The organism is Halioxenophilus aromaticivorans, from assembly GCF_042850945.1.
Lineage (GTDB): Bacteria > Pseudomonadota > Gammaproteobacteria > Pseudomonadales > Cellvibrionaceae > Halioxenophilus > Halioxenophilus aromaticivorans.
Window position 1 is genome coordinate 337,191 of the sequence record NZ_AP031496.1, and the last position, 21,375, is coordinate 358,565.

Consider the following 21,375-nt stretch of genomic DNA (forward strand, 5'->3'; position numbering starts at 1 on the left):
ATGTCTCATAAAACAAAATCACTGCCCCCCGTTCGGCGCCTAGTAACAGGCCACAGAAACGGCCGCGCAACCTGCATTAGCGATGCGCAATATGAAACCAATCTAATCCCAAGCGGCGATGCGGAGATGGCGCTAATCTGGACGGCGCCAGACCTACCAGTGGACAACAACGATAGCGTTGATGGTCGCGAACGCGACGCCGGCGTTACCTTAAAAGGCGGCTCTGTTATCCGAGTCGTGGATATGTTGCCGGGCGCAGCATCGCCTATGCATCGCACAAACAGCTTAGACTACGGTATTGTGATGTCTGGGCAGTTGCAATTAGAACTAGACGATGGCGAAATCCATAGCCTAAAGCCTACGGATATCGTGGTTCAGCGTGGCACGATCCATCGCTGGGTAAACCCGAGCGATAGCGAAACCTGCCGAATTGTATTTGTGCTAACCGAAGCTACTGCAGCCATCGTCGACGGCGCTCCCTTGGAAGAAGTCCATCCCTAGGCGTTAGTTTTAAATCGACTACTCACACCAGTCCTGGTGCCGACTGCCGGTTAAAAACCAGGCTACAACGCTACAATCATTCTCTCTTTGCACGGATATTTCCGTGCTTTTTTATATTCTCAGTACAACATCCTATTTTGGGTATTAGCTCAACATCAGTGTTGATCTACAGAACATTGCCATTCGGTTCGAACCATCACCCCACGCAATAATCGCTATTTGATATCACGATTAGTAACCACAGGGTGGTTTCGATAAGATTCTAGTTTAAACATAAATAATAAGCGTTTGGAAAGAGGTTATCGGTGATGTCCGAGTACGATATCGTTGCAATGGGGGCCGGGCATAACGGCTTAACTACCTGTGCTTATCTGGCCAAAGCCGGTAAGAAAGTGCTACTACTGGAGCGCAATTGGTACCCCGGAGGCGGCGTTTCCACACAAGAAATCCTAACCCCGGGCTACTTCCATGATCTGCACTCCAGTGTGCATATTATGATTCAGGGTAATCCAATGATCACCCAAGATGAGCTGGGCTTAATCAGCCAACATGGGCTGAAATATAAATATTCAGATACTCCTCATGTAACCATTTTCCCGGACCAAGATGTCTTGGTTACCTACAAAAGATATCGACAAAACCTGCGAAAGCATTGCCAAGTTGTCGGCCAAAGACGCTGAAAGCTACCGCACGTTTGTGGCAATGAGCCAAAGCGTTTTACCGCTTTTTGTGCCCGGTTTATACAAACCAGCCCCGCCATTGGGGCAACTCATGGCCATGTTAGACAGCAACGATGAAGGCCGTTTGATGCTGGATTACATGCAGCGCAGCAGTATGGATATCTTAAACCACTGGTTTGAAAGCGACCGTCTCAAAATACACCTTTCGCGTTTGGTGTCTGAAAACCTCCAGCTACCCGATGAACTGGGTACCGGCATGGGCATGTTACTGATGCCGGGTATTATGCACACCTACGGAGTGTCTCAACCCTATGGCGGCAGTGGAAAATTAACCGAGGCATTAATTAAGTGCGTTGAACACCACGGCGGTGAAATCCGCCTTAACGCTGAAGTTAAAAAGATACTCACCTCCGGCGGTAAAGCCGTGGGCGTTGAGATGTCTGACGGCGAAAAAATAATGGCTAAGGATGCCGTTATTGGTTCCATGCATCCACACAAATTAAGGCAGTTTGTCGATGGTGTGGAAGAGCCAGTTTTGGCACGCGCAGAAAAAACCACCTTGGCGCCGTTTAGCTTATTCGTTTGCCACTACGATCTAAAACAAAAGGTAGAATTCAAAGCTAAAGACCCCGCTGTAAAACAGGCCATTATGTTGACGTTGGCGGCAACAGATAACATGCGAGAAATGCAAGAAGACTACGACAGCCTAAAGCAGGGTAAAATTTCTAAGCGACGTTTATTAGCCGGTAATGACGAAAGTCACAGCGATCCGAGCCGCGTACCACCCGGAAAAGGAATGTGGCACAGCACTGGCTTTGCGCCGTTTAGTTTGGCAGAAGGCGGTTCTAGCCGCTGGGATGAATTCTGCGAGGAATTTGGTGAATTACAACAAGCTGGCTTCCAAAACTTTTTGACCAATCTCACACCGGACAATATCGTCGCCCGTAAATTCTGCTCGCCAATGGATATGGTAAGAGATTCGCCCAACAGTTTTGTTGGCGGCGACGTGCACGGCTTAGCGCCATACTTTTATCAATCCGCCGGCCACCGTCCAACCCCCGATTTGGGCCAATTTAAAGTCCCCGGTATTGAATCACTCTATCTGGTAGGGCCGTTTATGCATCCTGGTGGTGGCGTATTTGGCGCTGGGCGAGCTACCGCAATGGTGATGTTTGAAGACCTAGGTATGAATTTCGACAGCACCGTGGGCGGTCAAGTGGATGCAGATTTGCCCGCCACAAAAACCCGTCCGGCGGCACCCAAAGATAATATTATGCGTTTATACGATGATCAAAGCGATGAGATCATGGCGGTTAATAGCATCGACACCCAGGGTGATGAAATTGTTATTAAAGGCAAAACCTTCGGCACCATGCCATTGGTAGCAAGGCTCGGTCCTGCGGATTTAAGAAAAGCCTTAAAACTGGCCTTAAGCCCGAAAAAATTGGCCTCAATTGTATCAATGCTGTTTAAGAGGTAGCGCTCGCTATCGAAAACGTACTGAGGTAACTGATTAAAAGCCAAATAAATCGAAAAGTACAAGCCCAATCAATAAAGGATAAGAAAATGGGAACAGGTAAAACAGCAGGTAGTCTACAAGGCGTTATGTTGATATTTCCCATAACGCTTACCGTCATGGGGGCGGTGTTACTTGCCCCTATCGTACCCCAGTTAATGGCGGAATTTGGGCACGTGCCCAATGCCAATTATTGGGTACCATTGTTATTGTCGCTACCGGCAATTTGCATCGCACTGGGCGCTCCAGTGGCTGGCTGGCTCGCCGACAGGGTAGGCCGCAGGCGGTTATTGATAATGGCAATGGCGGTTTATGGCGTGTGCGGCGTCGCACCTATACTGACCAACAGTTACTGGACTATCTTTGGCCTTCGCATTGGTGTTGGCGTGTGCGAAGCCATCGTCATAACCTGTTCGACAACCTTAATCGGAGATTATTTTAAGGGCGATCAGCGCGATAAATGGCTGGGCAGCCAAGCGGCTTTGGCGTCGTTCAGCGCAATGTGCTTGTTCCCAGTGGCTGGATTTTTGGGTCAAAATTTTGGATGGAAAGGCCCGTTTGCGCTTTACGCAACCAGTTTTATCTTTATGCTCGGTGTGGTTCTGTTTACCTGGGAGCCAGATTCCTCTCTCAACCCAGAAGCTGAGAGCAGCGCCCCTAAGGAACCGCTACCCTGGAAACATCTACTGGTTGTTTGCTTCTTTACGGTGGTTGGCGGAATACTGTTTTATATTCTGCAGTTCCAGATGAGTTCCGCTTTGGCACAGTTTGATATACAAAGCGCAACCACCACTGGGCTATTATTGTCTTTGGCCAGTATCGGTGTTCCCTTGGGGGCCATTTTCTACCGCTTCGCCCATCGCAAACTCTCCACAAAAGCCTTGTTAACGTTGGAATTTGGAATTTTAGGCGTTGGCTTTATTTGCATGAGCCACGCACCCAACTACCCAATGTTTGTCGCCGCCGGGTTAATCAATCAATTTGGTGCCGGTATGTTATTACCTACCTTACTCACTTGGGCGGTTTCTCCGTTGGCGCATTCCATTCGTGGAAAGGGTACGGGCATTTGGCAGTCGACCTTCGCCTTTGGTCAATTTGCGACTACCTTATCGTTTGCCTGGGTGTTTTCCATGGTCGGTCAGGACAATATCTTGGCCACCTTCCAGGTCTTCGGCGCAGTTGCCATCGTAGTCTGTTGCATCAGCTTTTTACTGCTACCAAAGCAAATCTCTTATGCGCCACTGGCAACCAGTGGCCATCACTGAGTAAACTGAAGTGGGGGCCGCAAAGGCCCCCAGGTTTTAGCTCTAGGTACACCTCACTAGATCACAACCGTTCAGATAACCACTCACTAGATTGTCAGCACTATCTCAGGGTAACTTCTCTTCAGCTCCACAATTTGGTTCATATTTGAACTTTTCCCACACAATTCTCTTGTGCCCAAATCCCCACCGCTCTAATCTTTACCTGTTTTCCCTTGTTATGCACTTTTCACTGTTTATTCTCTCTGGGCACAAACAGTGGTTTACGACACAACAATAATAAATAGGCTAGGGGGCTCGTCTTGAGCGATTACGTCATTCCCAATCTCAGTAATGCCTGCCGGATTCTGCGTCTATTGGTGGACACCGGCAAAGGGCTATCTCGCGATGAGATTGCCGATCTTATCAATATCCCTCGGTCCAGTACCTACAGAATTCTTCAAACCTTGGTAACGGAGAACTTCGTAGAGCATCGTAAGCGTCGATATCACCCAGGTGCAGGTCTGTACACATTGGGTATGCAGCTTAGCTCGGTAGACAGGCTGCGCCCGTTATGCCGACCGGTTTTACACAGCTTATCGCAAATTACGGGGTTCACGGCCCACATTGCCATTCCCAGTGGCTACCAGGTACTGCTATTGGAGGTTTGCGACAGCCCTAATTTGCTCCGGGTCGCTTCCAGAGCGGGCGCTGTTGCACCCATTCATGTGGCGGCTACCGGTAAAATATTCTTGTCCTATTTATTTGCCGATGATTTGGAAACCATTGCGAACGAAATAGGCTTTGCACGCTTCACCGACCGCACGTTGACCAGCGTTGAAGAAGTCCACAAGGAAATAAACGCCACCTTAAAGCGCGGCTATGGCATGGACGAGCGCGAATACAATGACGATGTGCGCTGTCTGGCTACGCCCCTATTTGACGCCTCAGGAACGGTTATCGCAGCTATAGGCGTAACTTCACCCATATCTCAATTTCCAAAATCCGACATTCAGGAGGTTGCCAAAACCGTCAAGGAGCATGCACTGCGCTGTTACAAACTGCTTAAAGGAGAAGAGGTAGGGGCGGTCTAAACCACCGCCGAGGGCTCAACCGGTTTGGTTTGGTCCATATTTGAACTCAATTAAAAATACACCGGCTTCTACCCCGCCGTGCTGATGACACCGCTAAATCAGCCGCGTATAACATTCAATAAAAGTGTTGCTAGCAATTTAAAACGCTTGCAACGCCCAACAATAATAACAATAGAGTGTTTTATGGATCGGCGAAGTTTTATAAAAAACGGCGGGTTAATAGCAACAGCGGTACCATTAGGTATGGCGGGCAGCAGCAAAGCTGTTCAGCGCGAAACAGCAAAACGTACCCCCAGCGAAAGCCTGGTATGGCTAGATACTCAACCCAATGCAGAACTCAACCGCGGTGCTGTTTGGGGTATGCCCTGGGCCCAGGGTGAGCTCGATACCGAACACGCGTTGATGCTGATAAATGAAAGCGGTAAACCAGCACCCATGCAAACCTGGCCAATGGCCTACTGGCCAGACGGCAGTGTTAAATGGACGGGCCACGCCGTCTGCAAGGCGGCTGATTTAGGGCCGCATTTTAGCATTCGCCGTGGCTCGGCATTGTCATCAATGAAAGAGCTATCAAACACAGACCCATCAAAAACAGAGCCATCAAAAACCGAGTTAAGTATACATTCGTCGGCCGATCAGCTCGTCGTTAATACTGGCTCAATCCAAGCCAGCATTCCGAAGCAAGGCAATTTTATTATTGGCGAGGTACAACGAGAAGGACAAACCATCGCTAAAAACGCCATCTTTGTAGGCAGTGTACAAACCGAACCAAACGGAACCGATAGTGCAAACAGTATTAAATTCAAATCTGACATTAGCGCCGTAGAAATTGAACAATCCGGACCGCTGCGAGCAGTCATTAAAGTCACCGGCGAACACCAACGTGAAGACCAATCCCAATGGCTGCCTTTCACCGCACGGCTAATTTTTTTCGCCCACAGCGATGAAATCCAAATCAATCAAACGTTTGTGTATGACGGCAACGAGCAAGAGGAGTTTATTACAGGGCTAGGCCTGCAGTTTGTTGTTTTACAACGCGACCCTCTGTACAACAGGCACGTTCGATTTGTAGGTGGTAATAATGGCTTATGGGCAGAGTCGCCCAAAGGGATTACCGGTTTGCGCCGTGACCCAGGAGCAGACGTTAGAAGGGCGCAGATAGAGGGCCGAACTACTCCCCCGCTTGAACAGTGGAACCCAAGAGTGAAAGACGGCTTGCACTGGATTCCCACATGGAACGATTACACGCTAACTCAATTGTCCGCCAACGGATTTGTTATTCGCAAGCGCACGAAAGAAGGCCACGCCTGGATAGACGCCGATCAAGGCCACCGCGCTGCAGGGACGGCTTACCTAGGGGGAAGCAGTGGTGGTGTCTTGTTTGGCATGCGCGACTTTTGGCAACTGCACCCGGTACAAATAGACATTCGCGGGGCGGGCCAACCGGAATCGGAAGCAACACTTTGGTTTTGGTCCCCCGAAGCGCAGCCCATGGATTTACGTTTTTACCACGACGGCCTAGGGCAGGACACCTACGAGCAACAACTGGATGCCCTAAACATAACCTATGAAGACTATGAACCAGGTTTTGGTTCGCCCGTTGGTGTCGCTAGGACCACAGAAATTACCTTAAAAATCACCGGCGCCACCCCGTCACGCAGCCATGTAACGCAGTGGGCACAGCAAATTAGCCAGCCACCTCAAGCCGCCTGCCAACCAGAATATTATTTAAACGCCGGCGTATTCGGCGGTCTATGGAGCCTGCCGGATAGATCCACCGCAAAAAAAGCTGCCATTGAAGACCGGTTAGATTTTCAGGTGGATTATTACCACGGCCAAGTTGACCAACGTCATTGGTATGGCTTTTGGAATTACGGCGACATAATGCATACCCTAGACATAGACCGCCATGTTTGGCGCTACGATGTGGGAGGCTATGCTTGGGACAATTCTGAATTATCGCCAGACCTATGGCTGTGGTATTCATTTTTGCGCACGGGTAGCGGCAAAACGTTTCGGTTGGCGGAGGCCATGGTACGTCACACACGTGATGTGGACATCTATCACCTCGGCGACTTTAAGGGTTTAGGTACACGCCATAACGTGCAACACTGGGGCTGCAGCGCGAAGCAATTGCGCATCAGCACAGCAGCCTACCGCAGGTTTCATTATTACCTCACCGCCGATGATCGCACCGGTGACGTGTTAACAGAAGCCACACAAGCCGATAGCGCACTCAGTACAGTGGACCCTATCCGAAAACTCCCCAACACAGAGGCAATGCCAGGCACTGATCGGATTCAAGTGGGTACAGATTGGAGCGCTGTGGCTGCTAACTGGCTAACCGCTTGGGAGCGTACCGGAGACCCAAAATACCGGCAATGGTTAACCCAGGCTATGCAGGCCATTGGCCAGCATCCACAAGGGTTTCATGCCGGCACCTTTGGCTACGACATCAATCAACACAGGTTGTTACCGGCACCGGATTCTGGGCCCAAGGTATCGCACCTAAGCGCCGTTTTTGGCTTGGTGGAAATTAATGCTGAGTTAATCCAATTAATCGACATTCCCGAGTATAAAGCAGCTTGGTTGGAATACTGTCGTCTCTATAACGCCAGCGCCGAAGAGCAGCAAGCCTCATTAGGGGAAGTTTTCAACAATCATCTACGGGCGCCTCATTCACGTTTAACCGCGTACGCCGCGGCACAAAAGGATTCTAAAGCACTAGCCAAGCGAGCCTGGCAGGAATTCAATGCCCAGCAAGAGTTTGCCGGTTTATGGCAGGGTGAGCCCTGGTTGGTGCAACAATTGAGTGGGCCGGATGTGCTAAACCCAACTACGGAAGTGCCTTGGTTATCCACCAACGATGCCGCGCAATGGGGATTAGCCGCAATCCAGAATTTAGCTCTGGTAGGCGATTACCTAGATTGATAGCCCGTACAACAACATAACTTTGAATAAAGGAAGTAGCATGCCTAATTTGGTAAACAACATTCCAAAACAACAGGTAACCAACGCAATTAATAACCTGGTTGATAATTTAATCAACATAAAAGACGAAACCGGCGAGTTTTTATTAAAGTTAGAAGACGGCCGCGTAATAGATACTAAAGGTTGGGCGGGTTGGGAGTGGACCCATGGCATTGGTTTATACGGGCTATTAAAGCATTGGGACATCACCGGTGATGAGAGCTCAAAGAACATCATAGAGCAATGGTTTAACGATCGACTGGCCGAGGGCACGCCTACTAAAAACGTCAATACCATGTCGCCGTTTTTAACCATGGCCTATCTTTACGAGCGCACCGGTGAACGATCCTACTTACCTTATCTAGATGTGTGGGCACAATGGGTAATGCGAGACATGCCTCGCACCACCGAAAATGGCCTACAGCACATCGTTTATAATTCTGAAAATTACCAACAGCTGTGGGACGACACATTAATGATGAGCGTTCTACCGCTGGCAAAGATTGGCTTACTCCTCGATAGGCCACATTACGTGGAAGAAGCTAAGCGCCAGTTTATGCTGCACGTAAAATACCTGAGTGATCGTAAAACTGGCTTGTGGTTCCATGGCTGGACCTTCGACGGCAACCATAATTTCGCCGATGCCTTGTGGGCCCGCGGCAATAGCTGGGTAACCATTTCAATCCCCGAATTTATCGAACTGTTGGACTTACCCCAAGACGACGGCCTGCGTATGTTTTTACTGGAGACACTAGAGGCTCAAGTAAAAGCTCTCCAAAAAACACAACACGCCAATGGCCTGTGGCATACCTTGTTGGACGACCCAGACAGCTATTTAGAGGCATCGGCCGCCGCCGGCTTCGCCTACGGTATTTTAAAAGCCATACGCAAGGGCTACCTAGGAACTGAATACGAAGCCTGTGGAATACGTGCGGCCCAAGCGGTGCTCGATAACATCAACCCCGATGGTGAACTGCTCAATGTGTCCTTCGGCACACCGGTATTCGACACCTTACAGGGCTATAAAGATATCCCGTTAACCTCTATGCCCTATGGTCAGTCCATGGCCATTTTGCTGTTGGTGGAGTTACTAAACTATTACATCTAGTAATTCTACTAACAAAACGTAGTAAACCGTTTGATCTTCATAAAATGGCAGGGACGCTGTTTAAACCATAAAAATAACCAGCCTCGGATCTTATAATGATAAAACGCGAACTAAGACCTATCAATTACCTAGCCTATGGCCTAAACGATGTGCTGGGAGCAGGCTCCATGGCCGTGATAAGCGGCTGGATTTTGTTTTTCTACACAACGTTTTGTGGTTTAAGCACGGTACAAGCGGCCTCTATTTTTGCCATTGCCCGCATACTGGATGCAGTGGCCAGCCCGCTGATAGGTCATATAAGCGATGGCTTAGGCAATACGGCGTTGGGCAAACGTTTTGGTAGAAGACGTGTTTTTCTTTTGTTTTCCATACCTCTGCTACCGAGCTTTGCGCTTATGTGGGTTTCTGGGCAGGAGTATCTGTACTATTTGATCACCTACGTATTTTTTGAGCTGGTTTATGCGTCGGTTATTATTCCTTACGAGACACTCGCAGCAGAGATGACCGATGACTTTAAAAAGCGCGCAAAGCTTGCCGGCGCACGAATATTAACGGGTCAAATAGCGGCCATATTCGCCGGAATCCTACCTGCCTGGATTGTTAGTGTGGTTGGCGGTAAAGATTCAGCCAGTACGTTTTTGATCATGGGTATCATCTTTTCCGTCACTTTTATGGCCATGGTGTTTATGGTGTGGTTCTTTACCTGGGAGCGCCCGGCAGAAGACGCACACACTCCCTCGCAAACGGTTAGCAATAGACAATGGACACTACTCGGCACCTTAACCACGTTATTTAAAAACCTATCATCCACATTGAAAATTCGCGCCTTTCGCCTACACCTAGGCATGTATCTGGGTGGTTACATCAGCCAAGATGTTTTTAACGCTGCGTTCACCTACTTTGTTGTGTTTGCTATTGGCGGGAGCGTGGCCGTAGCCTCGCAGATGATGGGGCTAACCTATTGCGCGCAGTTGGTCGCCGTAGCGGTAGCCATTCCCTTAGTCATCCGGTTAGGGCCAGCGCCAAGTTATCGTATAGCGGTAGGGTTTTATATCGCCGGTATTTTTGCGCTACTGGGGTTATTTTGGTGGGTAGCCGAATTTAATTTCTACCTTTTGGCTGGGGCTTTGGTCTTAGCTGGCTTCGGCCGAGGCGCACTTAATTATATCCCGTGGAATACCTATAACTACATGGCCGATGTGGACCAAATTGTAACCGGCAAGCGCCGTGAGGGAAGCTTTGCAGGGGTTATGACCTTCGTAAGAAAAGCCACCCAGGCTGCTGCAGTCATGTTTGTGGGTATCGTATTGGAAGCAGGCGGTTTTGCTAGTGGTGCTAGCGAACAGTCGCAACAGGCGATAACCACCATCGTCGCAACGTTAGTCATTGGGCCGGTAATCGTGTTACTACTGGGCTATTGGGTATCCACCAAATTTAGAATCAATAATGAAACGCACACGGTTTTGATGGCTGAAATAGAGCGCTTTAAACAAGGTGTCATATCCCAACCGAGTGACGAAAACAAGCAAATCGTAGAAGATTTGTCGGGTTGGCGATACGAGCAAATGTGGGGCAATAATGACCTATGCGAAGTCGAACCGTCGATAGAAACCAATAGGAATCGCAATGAATATAAACCAACTGTTTAGCTTAGAAGGTAAAACGGCGCTAGTAACCGGAGCCAGTCGTGGCTTAGGTAAGGCCATCGCTGTTGGCTTGGCTCAAGCGGGCGCTGACGTTATTTGCTCAAGTTCGAAACCTGGGGGTACGGCAAAAACACGCAGTGTTATTGAGCAACACAACCGTAAGTGCTATGAGGTCGCTTGCGACCTTAGCAGCCCAAGCGACGTTATCGCGTTGGCGCAAGATGCCCTCAGCTTAACGGGCACTATAGATATCTTGGTCAATGCCGGCGGCACCATAGCGCGAGCCCCTGCAGCGGAATATTCCCTGGACCAATGGCAAACCGTTATTGATACTAATTTAACCGCAACGTTTGCGCTTAGCCAGCAAGTGGGCAGGGCGATGCTTAAGCAATCCTCCGGCAAAATTATAAATATCGCGTCCATGCTTTCCTACACCGGTGGAATTACCGTACCAGCGTATACCGCCAGCAAACACGGTGTGGTGGGTGTTACCAAGGCACTAGCCAACGAATGGGCCAACGCCAACGTGCAAGTCAACGCTATCGCTCCGGGGTATTTTCGCACCGATAACACCCAAGCCCTGCAGGATGACCTCCAACGTAACGCAGAGATACAAAAGCGGATTCCAGCAGGGCAGTGGGGTTTGCCGGAACAACTTATTGGCGCCGCTGTCTTTCTAGCGAGCCCCGCCAGTGACTATATCAACGGCCACGTTTTGGCGGTTGATGGTGGTTGGTTAGCGAGATGAGGTATTAGGATGGAAAAAATCGCATTTGTTATGCAATTAAAGGCTGGACATGAACAAGAGTACCAGCAGCGCCACGACGCTATCTGGCCAGAGTTGGTAGTGGAATTAAAAAACGCCGGGATACACGACTACACCATATTCCTACACCCCACCACCTTGCAGTTATTTGCCGTTTTAAAACGCAGCCCAAGCCACACCATGGATGATCTTCCCAGCCAACCCATTATGCAAAAATGGTGGCAAGCAATGGCCGATATTATGGAAACCAACGCTGACGCGAGCCCAATAGCGACGGATTTAACCAACGTCTTCCATTTAGATTAGTAGCCGCTGTGAACTATCAATCGGTTAGGTTGCCAGTCCTTGGCTTGTTGCTGTCAACGCTGGTGTTGATACTGCCCGACACGCTGTTGGCCGCGTCGCCTTGGTCAGAAAAAGGTACTCTTTTGTACCAATCACCGATGAGATCACCCGAGGATCTTAAAGGGTGGATTATGGAGGGGCCAGGGGTCGCGCAGTTTAATAAAGGTTGGATGGAGCTGTTGTCGCCAGAAGAATCCGGCCATCACGTTTACTGGTGCCCTTATTCATTCCCCAAATCATTCGTCGCCCAATGGCAGGTGCAAAACCTGGCGCCTGAAGCCGGGTTGGTTATTGTTTTCTTCGCCACTAGTGGGCTAAAAGGCGAAGACATATTTGATGCGTCCCTTATGCCCAGGGACGGTACATTTGATCAGTACACCCTAGGTGACATTAAAAGCTACCACATTTCATACTATGCCAATGCAGCGCACAACCCGGCCAGAGGCCACGCCAATTTAAGAAAGAACAACACCTTCACACTGCTACAGCAGGGCAAAATAGGTATTCCAACCCAATCCTTACAAGTACACGACATTACCCTGGTGAAAGACGATGCCCACATTAGCCTTTTTGTCGATGATCGACTGGTCATTGATTACACAGACAATGACGGGGCTAACGGCCCCGCACTAAGAAACGGTAAGATCGGCTTCAGGCAGATGAAATGGACTCATTTCCGCTACCGAGACTTTAAAGTGTTTGCCTTAAAGCCTGGTAGCGCAAATTGAGTCGGTTTTGACTGCTGCAATAGCAGCTGTTAGTTTAATTAACGCACCTTAGTTGATATTACTGCTGTACGACAAAGATGGCTTTCAGCTCTTTTTCTGTCGCTGTTTTAGTTGCTTGGCTTTAGTTGCTTAGCATACGGCTGCTCATACAACCTGGTTCCCGTAGCTTTGTATAGTGCATTTGCCAGTGCCGGAAAAACAGGTGGGAAGGGCGGTTCGCCAAGTCCCGTCGGATCCACCAGATTCTCTACAAAGCTAACGTGAATTTCCTTGGGCGCCTCCTTCATTCTGATCATCCGGTAGCGGTCGAAATTACTTTTATCCGGCACGCCATCGGTAAAGGTCATTTCACCGAACAAGGCATTGCCGACACCATCGATTACAGCACCTTCTACCATATTGATGGCAGCATCGCGGTTGACAACGATGCCGCAATCCATCGCACTGAAAACCTTGTCTACCGCTAGGTTATCATCGACGATGATAACTTGAGCTGCGTAAGAATTATGACAAAAATACGCGGCCACGCCTTTGTTAACGGACTTCGGAAGTTTATCCCAGCCTGAGCTTTCACGGGCTAACTTTAAAACCCCCGCATAGCGCTCTGGGTCGTAATCATTTTTCTCACCCACGGGGTTATCCTTGGCCCGCTTTAAAAGCTCTAGGCGGAAATCAATAGCATCGGCACCCGCCAATTCAGCTATTTCATCCAAAAACGATTGCTCCGCCGAGGCCATAAAGTTAGACCTTGGTGCGCGGAAGGCACCCGTCGTAATATTGGAATCTATGGCTTTGGCTTCTGCGAGGTAATTATCTACTGCACCAGCAGGGAAGCGATCCGCTGCGATGCAGTGTTCAGGAATGCCAGTGCCGCTAACTCGATAGGCTACCAATTTGTTGTTTTTTAATGCACCCTTAATTTTTACCGAATAGGTAGGGCGGTAAATACCCCCTGTCATATCGTCTTCTCGGGTGTACATTAACTTCACAGGAGCCTTTACGGCTTGCGAAATAGCAGCAGCCTCAACCAGATAGTGTGAATAAGCCCGGCGACCAAAACCGCCCCCCATACGGGTAAATTCTATTTCGATATTATCCTGTGGGATATTTAGCCTTGCCGCTAATGTGCCCTGGATAAACACCGGAGCCTGTAACGGGCCGGCCACATGTACTGAAGTACCCTTCACGCTGGCGTAGAAATTCATCGGCTCCATAGTGTTGTGAGCCAGATAAGGGGCAGTGTAAGTGCGTTCCAGCACTGTGTCGGCAGTATCAAACGCTGCATTGATATCTCCATCCGCACGCAATACCTCCATATCGCCGCCATTTAATACGGCCTGCATCTGCTGGGTATGGGAAGTGGAACTCTCCAGGCCTTGCGGGTAGAACCTTGGGGTTTCGGTTCCAAAAAGTCTGATCGTCTCATTAATGGCTGGCCTCAACGACCATTCGGCCGTCAATGCTCGCTTGGCTTTGAGAACCTGCCAGGTTTTGAGCCCGACTATTGCGACGAGTTTGGGGAAAGCGTTGCTATCGAAGTAATTGTTTTGGTAATCCGGTTTTACCGTTTCGAAGGAAAACGCATCAACGATGCCATCCATTTTTTTAATGGCCGCAAGATTAGCGCTAGCTAACTCTTGGCCAAAGGCCGGTGGGTGCACAATCATGGCAACCAGTGTCCCCTCGGTTTTGTAGTCCAGACCAAACAACGGCTTGCCAGTGACGATATCCTCACCCACGGTGTTTTTCTTGGAGTTACCAATCAATTTAAAGTCGGCTTTGTCTTTTAAGCTAACCTCCTCGGGAGTACTTAATTTAGCGGCGGCACTTGCCATAGCGCCATAGCTACTTTGTTTACCACTGCTGTGATGCCGTAAAACGCTTTGTTCAGTTGATATTTCACTGGCTGGCACCTGCCATTGCTGCGCTGCCGCTGCCACCAACATTTGCCTAGCACTGGCGCCTGCTACCCGCAAGCTATTCCACGCCTGGTGGATAGACTGACTGCCCCCGGTGAACTGGCGGTCATAGGCTCGCGCATCATAATTAGCTTGCTTAGCAATTACACGCTGCCAGTCAGCGTCCATTTCCTCAGCCAAAACCATGGGCATAGACGTCATCACGTTTTGACCAAACTCTGGGTTGGGAACCATGGCCGTAATGTCACCTGACGGTGCAATAAGTAAGTAGGCGTTGAGTTTTAGTGCTTGCTCATCGGGTTTATTGCGCTGTTTGAATTCTGTTTTATCTGTCATGTCTGCTGACCAAGCAAAATTTATCATCAGGCCGCCACCGGCAGCCGCACCGGCTTTAAGAAATTGCCGTCGGCCTACGGCTGTTTTGATCGTCGTAGTCATTTCGCTTCCCCACCGGCAAGTGATTGAATCGCGGTTTTGATTCGGCCATAAGTACCACAACGACAGATATTACCGTTCATAGACTCTACGATTTCGTCTTCACTGGGGTTAGGATTTTTTGCCAGCAGGGCGGAGGCGGACATTATTTGACCAGCCTGACAATAGCCACACTGAGCCACATCGTGTTCCAGCCAAGCTTTCTGAACAGGGTGACTAGCGTCCTCGGACAGCCCCTCGATGGTTGTTACCTTGCTTTCGCCTACCGCGGAAATAGGTAAGGAACAAGAGCGCACCGCGCTGCCATTAAGATGAACAGTACAAGCACCACATTGAGCTATGCCACAACCAAACTTTGTACCTACAAGGTCCAAATCGTCCCTTAACACCCACAATAGCGGAGTGTCTGCATCCGTAGTAATTGTTTGTTTTTCATCGTTGATATTCAGTGTATAGGTAGGCATTGATACCCTCGTTGTTATTGATATTGGCTGAGCGTTATCATTTTATTAGGCTCTGCACGGCATTGAGCTTTTAAATTACGTAAGTTGTTAAAGCAATGGTTTGTAAAAACACAGTAAAAGAGCATGGTAAACGGCCAAGCCGCATACAAACTATTAGAGCCATTCATAGCAGTTATGAACGAGGCTAGCGGGTATAATCCCGATCATGAAATTACACTGGCCACTTTCTTACTTACTGCATTAGCAAGTCAGGCTTATAACGAATCGAAGCTCTGGTATTGCTTAGGCAATCGCAGCTCTAACAAGTTAAAGACGAGGCTATGCTATCAGCCCAGGCAAGACAACACTGCAACCAACACTCAATAGGAATGGGCAAGAATTGGGGAGGATCAGCCAATAGCCGGTGAATTGGCTTATTGCATCAGATATTGGCTGAGTTGTTCGGCGGCGATTTGCGCGTTCAATTGAGCGCCGGATTGGCTGGTATGGGTGTGCTTGTCAGCAAAGAGAGCCTCTACGGCCGTTATGCCCAGTCTATCGTATTGGTTAGCCACTAATCCGAACAAATCTACCACGGGAACACCTGCGGATTCTGCCACGGATGTTGCCCAATCGGGATACGCGCTTTGATCTCGCTGTATTGTGTTACTGTCACTGCTCCACAGCTTACGCGGCACCGGCGTGATAACAATGGGCGTTACCCCCTTAGCCTTTGCATCACTTATGTATTGCCTTAGGTAGTGGCCGTAGCTGTAGACTGTTTCTTGCTGCCCGGTGAGCAGATTAAACACGGTTTGGACCTGTGAATCTATACCGTCTAAGCTTCCCCGAGCTCTGCGAGTGTCGTTAACAGGCGAGGCATCGTTATGGCCGAATTGGATCGCTACATAGTCACCAGGGCGCATCATATTCAGTGATTTGTGCCAATGGTTGCCGGTAATATAAGTTCTACTGCTAAACCCACCGATGGCACGGTTTACAACATTAACTGGAATGCTGGCTAAGTAATCTGCTAAAAAACTACCCCAGCCCCACTCACCATTACTACCATCGGCTGTACCATTTCTCACGGTGGAGTCACCAACCAGAAACAACGTAGGCTTTTGTTTGTCTTGGATAACAGGCAAGCGTAGAAATGCCCAATGATTACTAGCGACATCTTGCCCCAATGCCGAATAGCTGTCACTGGGTAGAGTAGGGCGCAAGCCCTTCACCCAATTAACAATCGTTCGTGCATGAATGTGTGCTCCCGTTTCATTAAAGTGAGCGTAGTCTTTTTCGTATATCGTATCGGTTAGCTCTTTACCCAGGTGTTCGAAAATATCCGCGGCTTCGTTGGTTAGGTCTATATAATCAATACCGTTAGTGGCCGCTAACGAATGTAGCCAAGCGCCGTACTCCCCAGAACCTCGCTCTATACGATTATTCTGCCAAAGATTTCTCACCGTTAATGATATTAAAATTGGCCGGGCCTGCTTTTGTTTGACTTCGTCAATCATCTTTTGGATATAGTGGCCAAAGGTATACACCACCTCTGGCTCACCGGTGAGCATGTTGTCGATCTGTCGGCTCTCTTCACCCAACCCAGGCAGGCTTCCCCTAGCCCTGGTAGAGTCATTAACTGGGCTGGCATCGTTATGGCCGAATTGAATTACCACAATATCACCGGCGTTAACATCGGTGATTAATTTCTGCCAATGGCCCTCGGTCATAAATGTGCGCGAACTCCTTCCACCGCGGGCGCGGTTATCGATACGCACTTTATTAACTTCAAAATACTCTTGCAAAACCCCACCCCAACCTTGTTGTTCTTTGTTATCGTAGCTGGCTGCGGTTGAATCGCCGGCGATAAATAGAATAACCGGCACTTTGCCGTCGGTTGAGTCTTCTGCTTGGCTTGTCGCTACCATGCTTAAAACAGTGAACAGAGCGAATAGTAACTGAGTTTTCAATGGCAGTTTCCCTCAAGCGGTAATAAGGTAAGGTCAGAAGTAGACTTTAACGTGTCTTCGAGCAGGCATAGGGTATTGTTGCTAGCCGTTATTTCTTCTGTTTTATTTAATAACCGTACATCCAATGTAAGCTCGTCTCCCACAGTCTCTGATGGAAGCTCAACAGCCACTACTTGGGAATCTTCCCCGTTTTCACTCATGGCCTGCATGGGTTTCAGTTTAAATTGTTGCAACTTTTCGCCGGCGCTGTTTTTGATTAACAATAGCCCCGGAGGTGTTGGTACTGAACCAAGGCTATGAATTGTTACGTCGAATGCAAGTCGGCCATTGGCCCGGTCAATGTTGTTGATATCGCCGGGCTCTATGCCGATATCCGGGTAACTGTTCACCGGTGATAGAGCAGATTGTCGTTTTAGGGTAACCATTTGTAGTTGATGTGGCGGCAGACTAATGTCTACTGTACGGGCTCGGCCGAATTCAACGCTCGGTGCTTGCCTTTCCGTATCTAGGCCTTGTTCTCGCGCGTTTGATGTCACTGACCATATGCCATGCTCGACATCCCACCCCGTGGCTGATGCCACAATCGGTGTGTCTTTAAAATTATAAGCCAAGAAGGTCATTTCAGTTGGTTTGTTGATGGCAAATAAAATAGCCACATCCTCACCCGACACTTCAACCTGCCGCCAGCTCTCTGTGTTGTTTTTGAGATCGTTCTTCTGGTTAAACTGCCAAGACACCAAGTTACCCGGGTAATAGGCGTTTCTCAGGTGCGCCACACCTCCCAATCGACTTCTTTGCAGCGATTCCGTTGGCATTGCCACCCTGTCAGTCCACGCCTCGGCCTCGGTTAAATACGGCAGCCTGGTTTGTTGCATGGCCAGCTCGCGCTGGTGTAACTGTGCAATGTTGTTGGTATCTCCGGTGGCTTGCCAACGAGCGAAATCCACCAAGCTCTGTGAGTCCATTCCACCCAGATTAGCATCAATGTAATTTTGGGTACCGGAGATTTCACCGCTGGAGATCTTATGCATTAGCGATTCACTGGCTCCTAGCTGACTAAGAATATTGGCATTTAATGCCCCAATGGTTGTTAAATCTATTGACTCAATTAGTCTGATGACGGGCGCTAGGTAACGCTGATTGTTAGTCCAGCGATAGGCGGCCCAAAAATTATGTAGTGCCAACCCAGCACCACGGCCCTGGCCTTGATCCGACCGCCAGAGGATAGTTTTAGGCAGCGTGCCCTGGTCACCAGCATGTGCAAGCCAACCATCTAGTGCACTGAGTAAAAGACTACGGGTAGCAGGGTGGTTGTTATAATCCACCAGTAACAAACCTGGGTGCGTTATTAAAAAGGACCGATCAGTCTGTTTATTGTATTTTTCGCTTTGATCGATATCGCTGGCGCTAAAGTAATTCGAAATAAAATGGCTGTGGCCCTGAGTATTTTTTTGTATCAACCTTGGGTAGTTCTGTGCTACCGCCAAAGCCTGGTGAATTACCGAGGGTGAACCCCAATTTAATTGTAGTGCCTGGGCAACGGCGTTGGTACCTTCCTCATAGGCATGCAGTTCGTCTGTTTTTAAGGTGTTTAAGCCTTGTTGCCATAAGCCGTTATTGTAACTGGCTTGCAGTAGCATTCGTTGAGATCGCCGTATTTTTTCATAATTTACCCCCATTAAGGCCAGGCCAACCCAGTGATTGGTTAGATCGGTGTCATCGGCTATACCACCGCCGAATTCACCCATAGCCGGGCCGCTGGTAAGCTGCCGGTGATCTATCCACCAATTTACAAACGCTTTATACAGCTGTAAATACTCGCGTTGAAGGACAGCCCAAGCAGGTGCACCAGAACTAGAAGGCTTATCAATAAAGCCAGTAGGGCGTTGCTCTGGATTTTTCTCGTACCACAGTGATCGGCCCAATGGGTTGGTCGGGTCAACCTTTAGCAGCTCGTTTATATCACGCTCAAATCGCTCCCATAGGGGGAACAATCGCACATTGGGTTGCTCTTCCACAAGGTTGGCCAGGTTATCACGTGCCTGTTCCAGCCGAAGTGCCCGGTGGGAGGCAATTGCATCTTTATAGGGTTTAAACCTTAGGCTAATTTCCATGCCCTTGAGTAGCTGGCTGTTAAACGCCGGTTGATTGGACGCCAAGGTTAAATACAGCGGTTTACCGGTTGGTAAAATGATGTCCTGGCTGTCCAACCAGACAGTCTGAGGGGAACCTGGCGCTATGGGGAGGGTTATATCAATGAGATCTCGCGCCGGCCAGTTAGGGTCTTTTAGTCGTATGTTTATCGGTATGACGCCATAGTCTTTTGGTGTCCCATTGTCGTTTAGTATCCGACTGTCGTTTACTATCAAAGGCAGAGCAGGTAGTGACAACAGCACGCCATCTAAGCCGGCGTGCAGATTCTGCCAAGTATAAGAAAAACGAGTAGGGGCGCCGCCTGTTGCCACCGTACGAAAATCTGCCGGCAATACCACATGCACCAATGGTAAACCTGCGTCGTGCGGCTTTGAGGGCGGAGACACCTTGGGCTGCTGTCGCAGATTCGCTGCTTTAGGGAGGGCTACTAATAGATTTTCCCGTTCCCGGGCTAGGTATCGCTGTTCAATAAATGTCTGCAGAGGCGCTAAATTTGCAAACTGCGAAATATCGCCCGTAGGAATGGCTTGGTAATTTAACGCTATCCCATGCTTGGGCAACGCTACTGCTCCAACGTGATAAACACCCAGTTCGTTGATCGGAACACCTGGGCTGTCATTGACTAATTCTAAGTTGCCTCCGGTACGGACTCTGCCCAAATTAAGACTGGTTTTTGGCAATGGAGTACGGTGCTCTACTAACAACTGCGACCCATCGGTTTGCCTCGTTTTAAAGACGCCTTGGGCGCTGCCAAAAACCTCAATCCAATTCCAAGGCTCGTTGGCTAAACTAATTTGGTATTCGCTACCGGACGATGAGTAGAGATTCCAATCTGGCAATATAAAATAATCGCTCCTGCCTGGTAATTTAGAGCGGTTATACATTCCCGGCCAGGAGGTTTCTCGAATCCCATCTACACCTTTAAACACTGTCTGCTTATTATCCCGCGCGTCTAAAGTTGCTACTTTTTTAACCCCTATAACGTCGTTGGGTTTAATTAAAAGGGGTTGGTTGTAGCCTTCAAACCCTTGCTGTGTATTCCAATGGCTGAGCAGTAGTTGATTGTTTAATGCTGGTTGCGGTTGAATACTCCTATTATTAAACAACCGCTTTACGTTGTTGTCTGACAACATGACATCAAACGTTTTTACGTCATCTAACATACCAGTGCGGTCAAAACTAAAACCAGACTCGACCTTCCAGGGGGCTATTATGCGTTGCATAGGCCCCATGCCCCAAAGCTCTTGATCTAGATGGGCAAGCTGCTGTTTTTCAACTAACAATTCGCCGTTGAGCCATAGCTTTATTCCCCATCGTTCGTCCCAAGCAAAGGTAAGATGCTGCCAAGTATTTAGCAACGTTGGCGATAGTACCGCGGATTTAATTCTAATCCGAGCTTGGCCAATATCAGTGACGAAGGCTTCAAACCCGTTCCCGTTCCAATCAATTCTCAACCAATCAAAATCCCAGGTTGAACTGTCCGCACTGCTCACCCTGAAAATGGGCATGGGCGAGTTTTGATGATCTTCTTGTGTTCTAAAGAAAAACGCTAAGGTGCCTTGTCGGGCATAAAGGTTGCCACCGGCCGGCCAAGATAGGGCCAACTTTGATGAAAGATTAAGCACCGAGCCTCGTCCGACGGCCTCAGTTACATTAACGCCGCTTGCAAAGATAGGGTTTAGCCTTCCAGAAGACGTTATTGCTTGTAGCCCACGCTCACCGTCAATGCGCATTAATTCGTGAGCCGATAGCAAAGGAGGCTGCGCATCAGCGCGGACAAAAGCGGTGAAAATTACTAGCACTGCACACAAAGTTCGTATTGCTAACATCTCGTTTACCAAGTATTTTTATTCTTA

General features: G+C 49.0%; 15 protein-coding genes. 11 read left to right on the plus strand and 4 right to left on the minus strand.

What is annotated here, in order from left to right:
* From ACGHM3_RS01685 to ACGHM3_RS01735, 11 genes are all read left to right on the plus strand, one after another.
* Positions 1-501 carry a cupin domain-containing protein gene (locus ACGHM3_RS01685; protein WP_345426813.1) on the plus strand — a complete coding sequence of 167 codons (501 nt, stop codon included), beginning with the start codon at positions 1-3 and terminating at the stop codon, positions 499-501.
* A 308-nt stretch (positions 502-809) separates the two neighbouring features.
* Complete coding sequence (locus ACGHM3_RS01690) at positions 810-1,181, plus strand: FAD-dependent oxidoreductase (protein WP_345426811.1); 372 nt, start codon at positions 810-812, stop codon at positions 1,179-1,181.
* Positions 1,108-2,661: an NAD(P)/FAD-dependent oxidoreductase gene (locus ACGHM3_RS01695; RefSeq protein ID WP_345426809.1), complete on the plus strand. Its 1,554-nt coding sequence runs from the start codon at positions 1,108-1,110 to the stop codon at positions 2,659-2,661. Before ACGHM3_RS01690 ends, ACGHM3_RS01695 begins: the two co-directional genes overlap by 74 nt.
* Positions 2,662-2,747: 86 nt before the next feature.
* Positions 2,748-3,962, plus strand: a complete 1,215-nt coding sequence (locus ACGHM3_RS01700) for an MFS transporter (RefSeq protein WP_345426807.1) — start codon at positions 2,748-2,750, stop codon at positions 3,960-3,962.
* Positions 3,963-4,261: 299 nt separating this feature from the next.
* Positions 4,262-5,032, plus strand: a complete 771-nt coding sequence (locus ACGHM3_RS01705; RefSeq protein ID WP_345426805.1) for an IclR family transcriptional regulator — start codon at positions 4,262-4,264, stop codon at positions 5,030-5,032.
* A gap of 183 nt (positions 5,033-5,215) precedes the next feature.
* On the plus strand, positions 5,216-7,963 hold the full coding sequence (locus ACGHM3_RS01710; RefSeq protein WP_345426803.1) for a hypothetical protein: 2,748 nt from the start codon (positions 5,216-5,218) through the stop codon (positions 7,961-7,963).
* 40 nt (positions 7,964-8,003) lie between these two features.
* Positions 8,004-9,110 carry a glycoside hydrolase family 88 protein gene (locus tag ACGHM3_RS01715; protein WP_345426801.1) on the plus strand — a complete coding sequence of 369 codons (1,107 nt, stop codon included), beginning with the start codon at positions 8,004-8,006 and terminating at the stop codon, positions 9,108-9,110.
* A gap of 95 nt (positions 9,111-9,205) precedes the next feature.
* Positions 9,206-10,759, plus strand: coding sequence for an MFS transporter (locus ACGHM3_RS01720; protein ID WP_345426799.1), 1,554 nt, complete (start codon positions 9,206-9,208; stop codon positions 10,757-10,759).
* Positions 10,737-11,504 carry an SDR family oxidoreductase gene (locus tag ACGHM3_RS01725; protein ID WP_345426797.1) on the plus strand — a complete coding sequence of 256 codons (768 nt, stop codon included), beginning with the start codon at positions 10,737-10,739 and terminating at the stop codon, positions 11,502-11,504. Before ACGHM3_RS01720 ends, ACGHM3_RS01725 begins: the two co-directional genes overlap by 23 nt.
* A gap of 9 nt (positions 11,505-11,513) precedes the next feature.
* Entirely contained in the window at positions 11,514-11,828 is a 315-nt protein-coding gene (gene rhaM / locus ACGHM3_RS01730) for an L-rhamnose mutarotase (RefSeq protein ID WP_345426795.1), read from the plus strand.
* A gap of 8 nt (positions 11,829-11,836) precedes the next feature.
* A complete protein-coding gene (locus ACGHM3_RS01735; RefSeq protein ID WP_345426793.1) occupies positions 11,837-12,595 on the plus strand; it encodes a DUF1961 family protein in 759 nt (252 codons plus the stop codon).
* 107 nt (positions 12,596-12,702) lie between these two features.
* Here ACGHM3_RS01735 and ACGHM3_RS01740 read toward each other — a convergent pair whose 3' ends face one another.
* From ACGHM3_RS01740 to ACGHM3_RS01755, 4 genes are all read right to left on the minus strand, one after another.
* On the minus strand, positions 12,703-14,952 hold the full coding sequence (locus ACGHM3_RS01740; protein ID WP_345426791.1) for a molybdopterin cofactor-binding domain-containing protein: 2,250 nt from the start codon (positions 14,950-14,952) through the stop codon (positions 12,703-12,705).
* Positions 14,949-15,413 (minus strand): (2Fe-2S)-binding protein, encoded by a 465-nt coding sequence (locus ACGHM3_RS01745; protein ID WP_345426789.1) that lies wholly within the window; start codon positions 15,411-15,413, stop codon positions 14,949-14,951. The genes ACGHM3_RS01740 and ACGHM3_RS01745 overlap by 4 nt, the downstream gene beginning before the upstream one ends.
* Positions 15,414-15,826: 413 nt before the next feature.
* Positions 15,827-17,365, minus strand: coding sequence for a rhamnogalacturonan acetylesterase (locus ACGHM3_RS01750; protein ID WP_345426787.1), 1,539 nt, complete (start codon positions 17,363-17,365; stop codon positions 15,827-15,829).
* A complete protein-coding gene (locus ACGHM3_RS01755) occupies positions 17,362-21,348 on the minus strand; it encodes a LamG-like jellyroll fold domain-containing protein (RefSeq protein ID WP_345426785.1) in 3,987 nt (1,328 codons plus the stop codon). The genes ACGHM3_RS01750 and ACGHM3_RS01755 overlap by 4 nt, the downstream gene beginning before the upstream one ends.
* Positions 21,349-21,375: the final 27 nt, after the last annotated feature.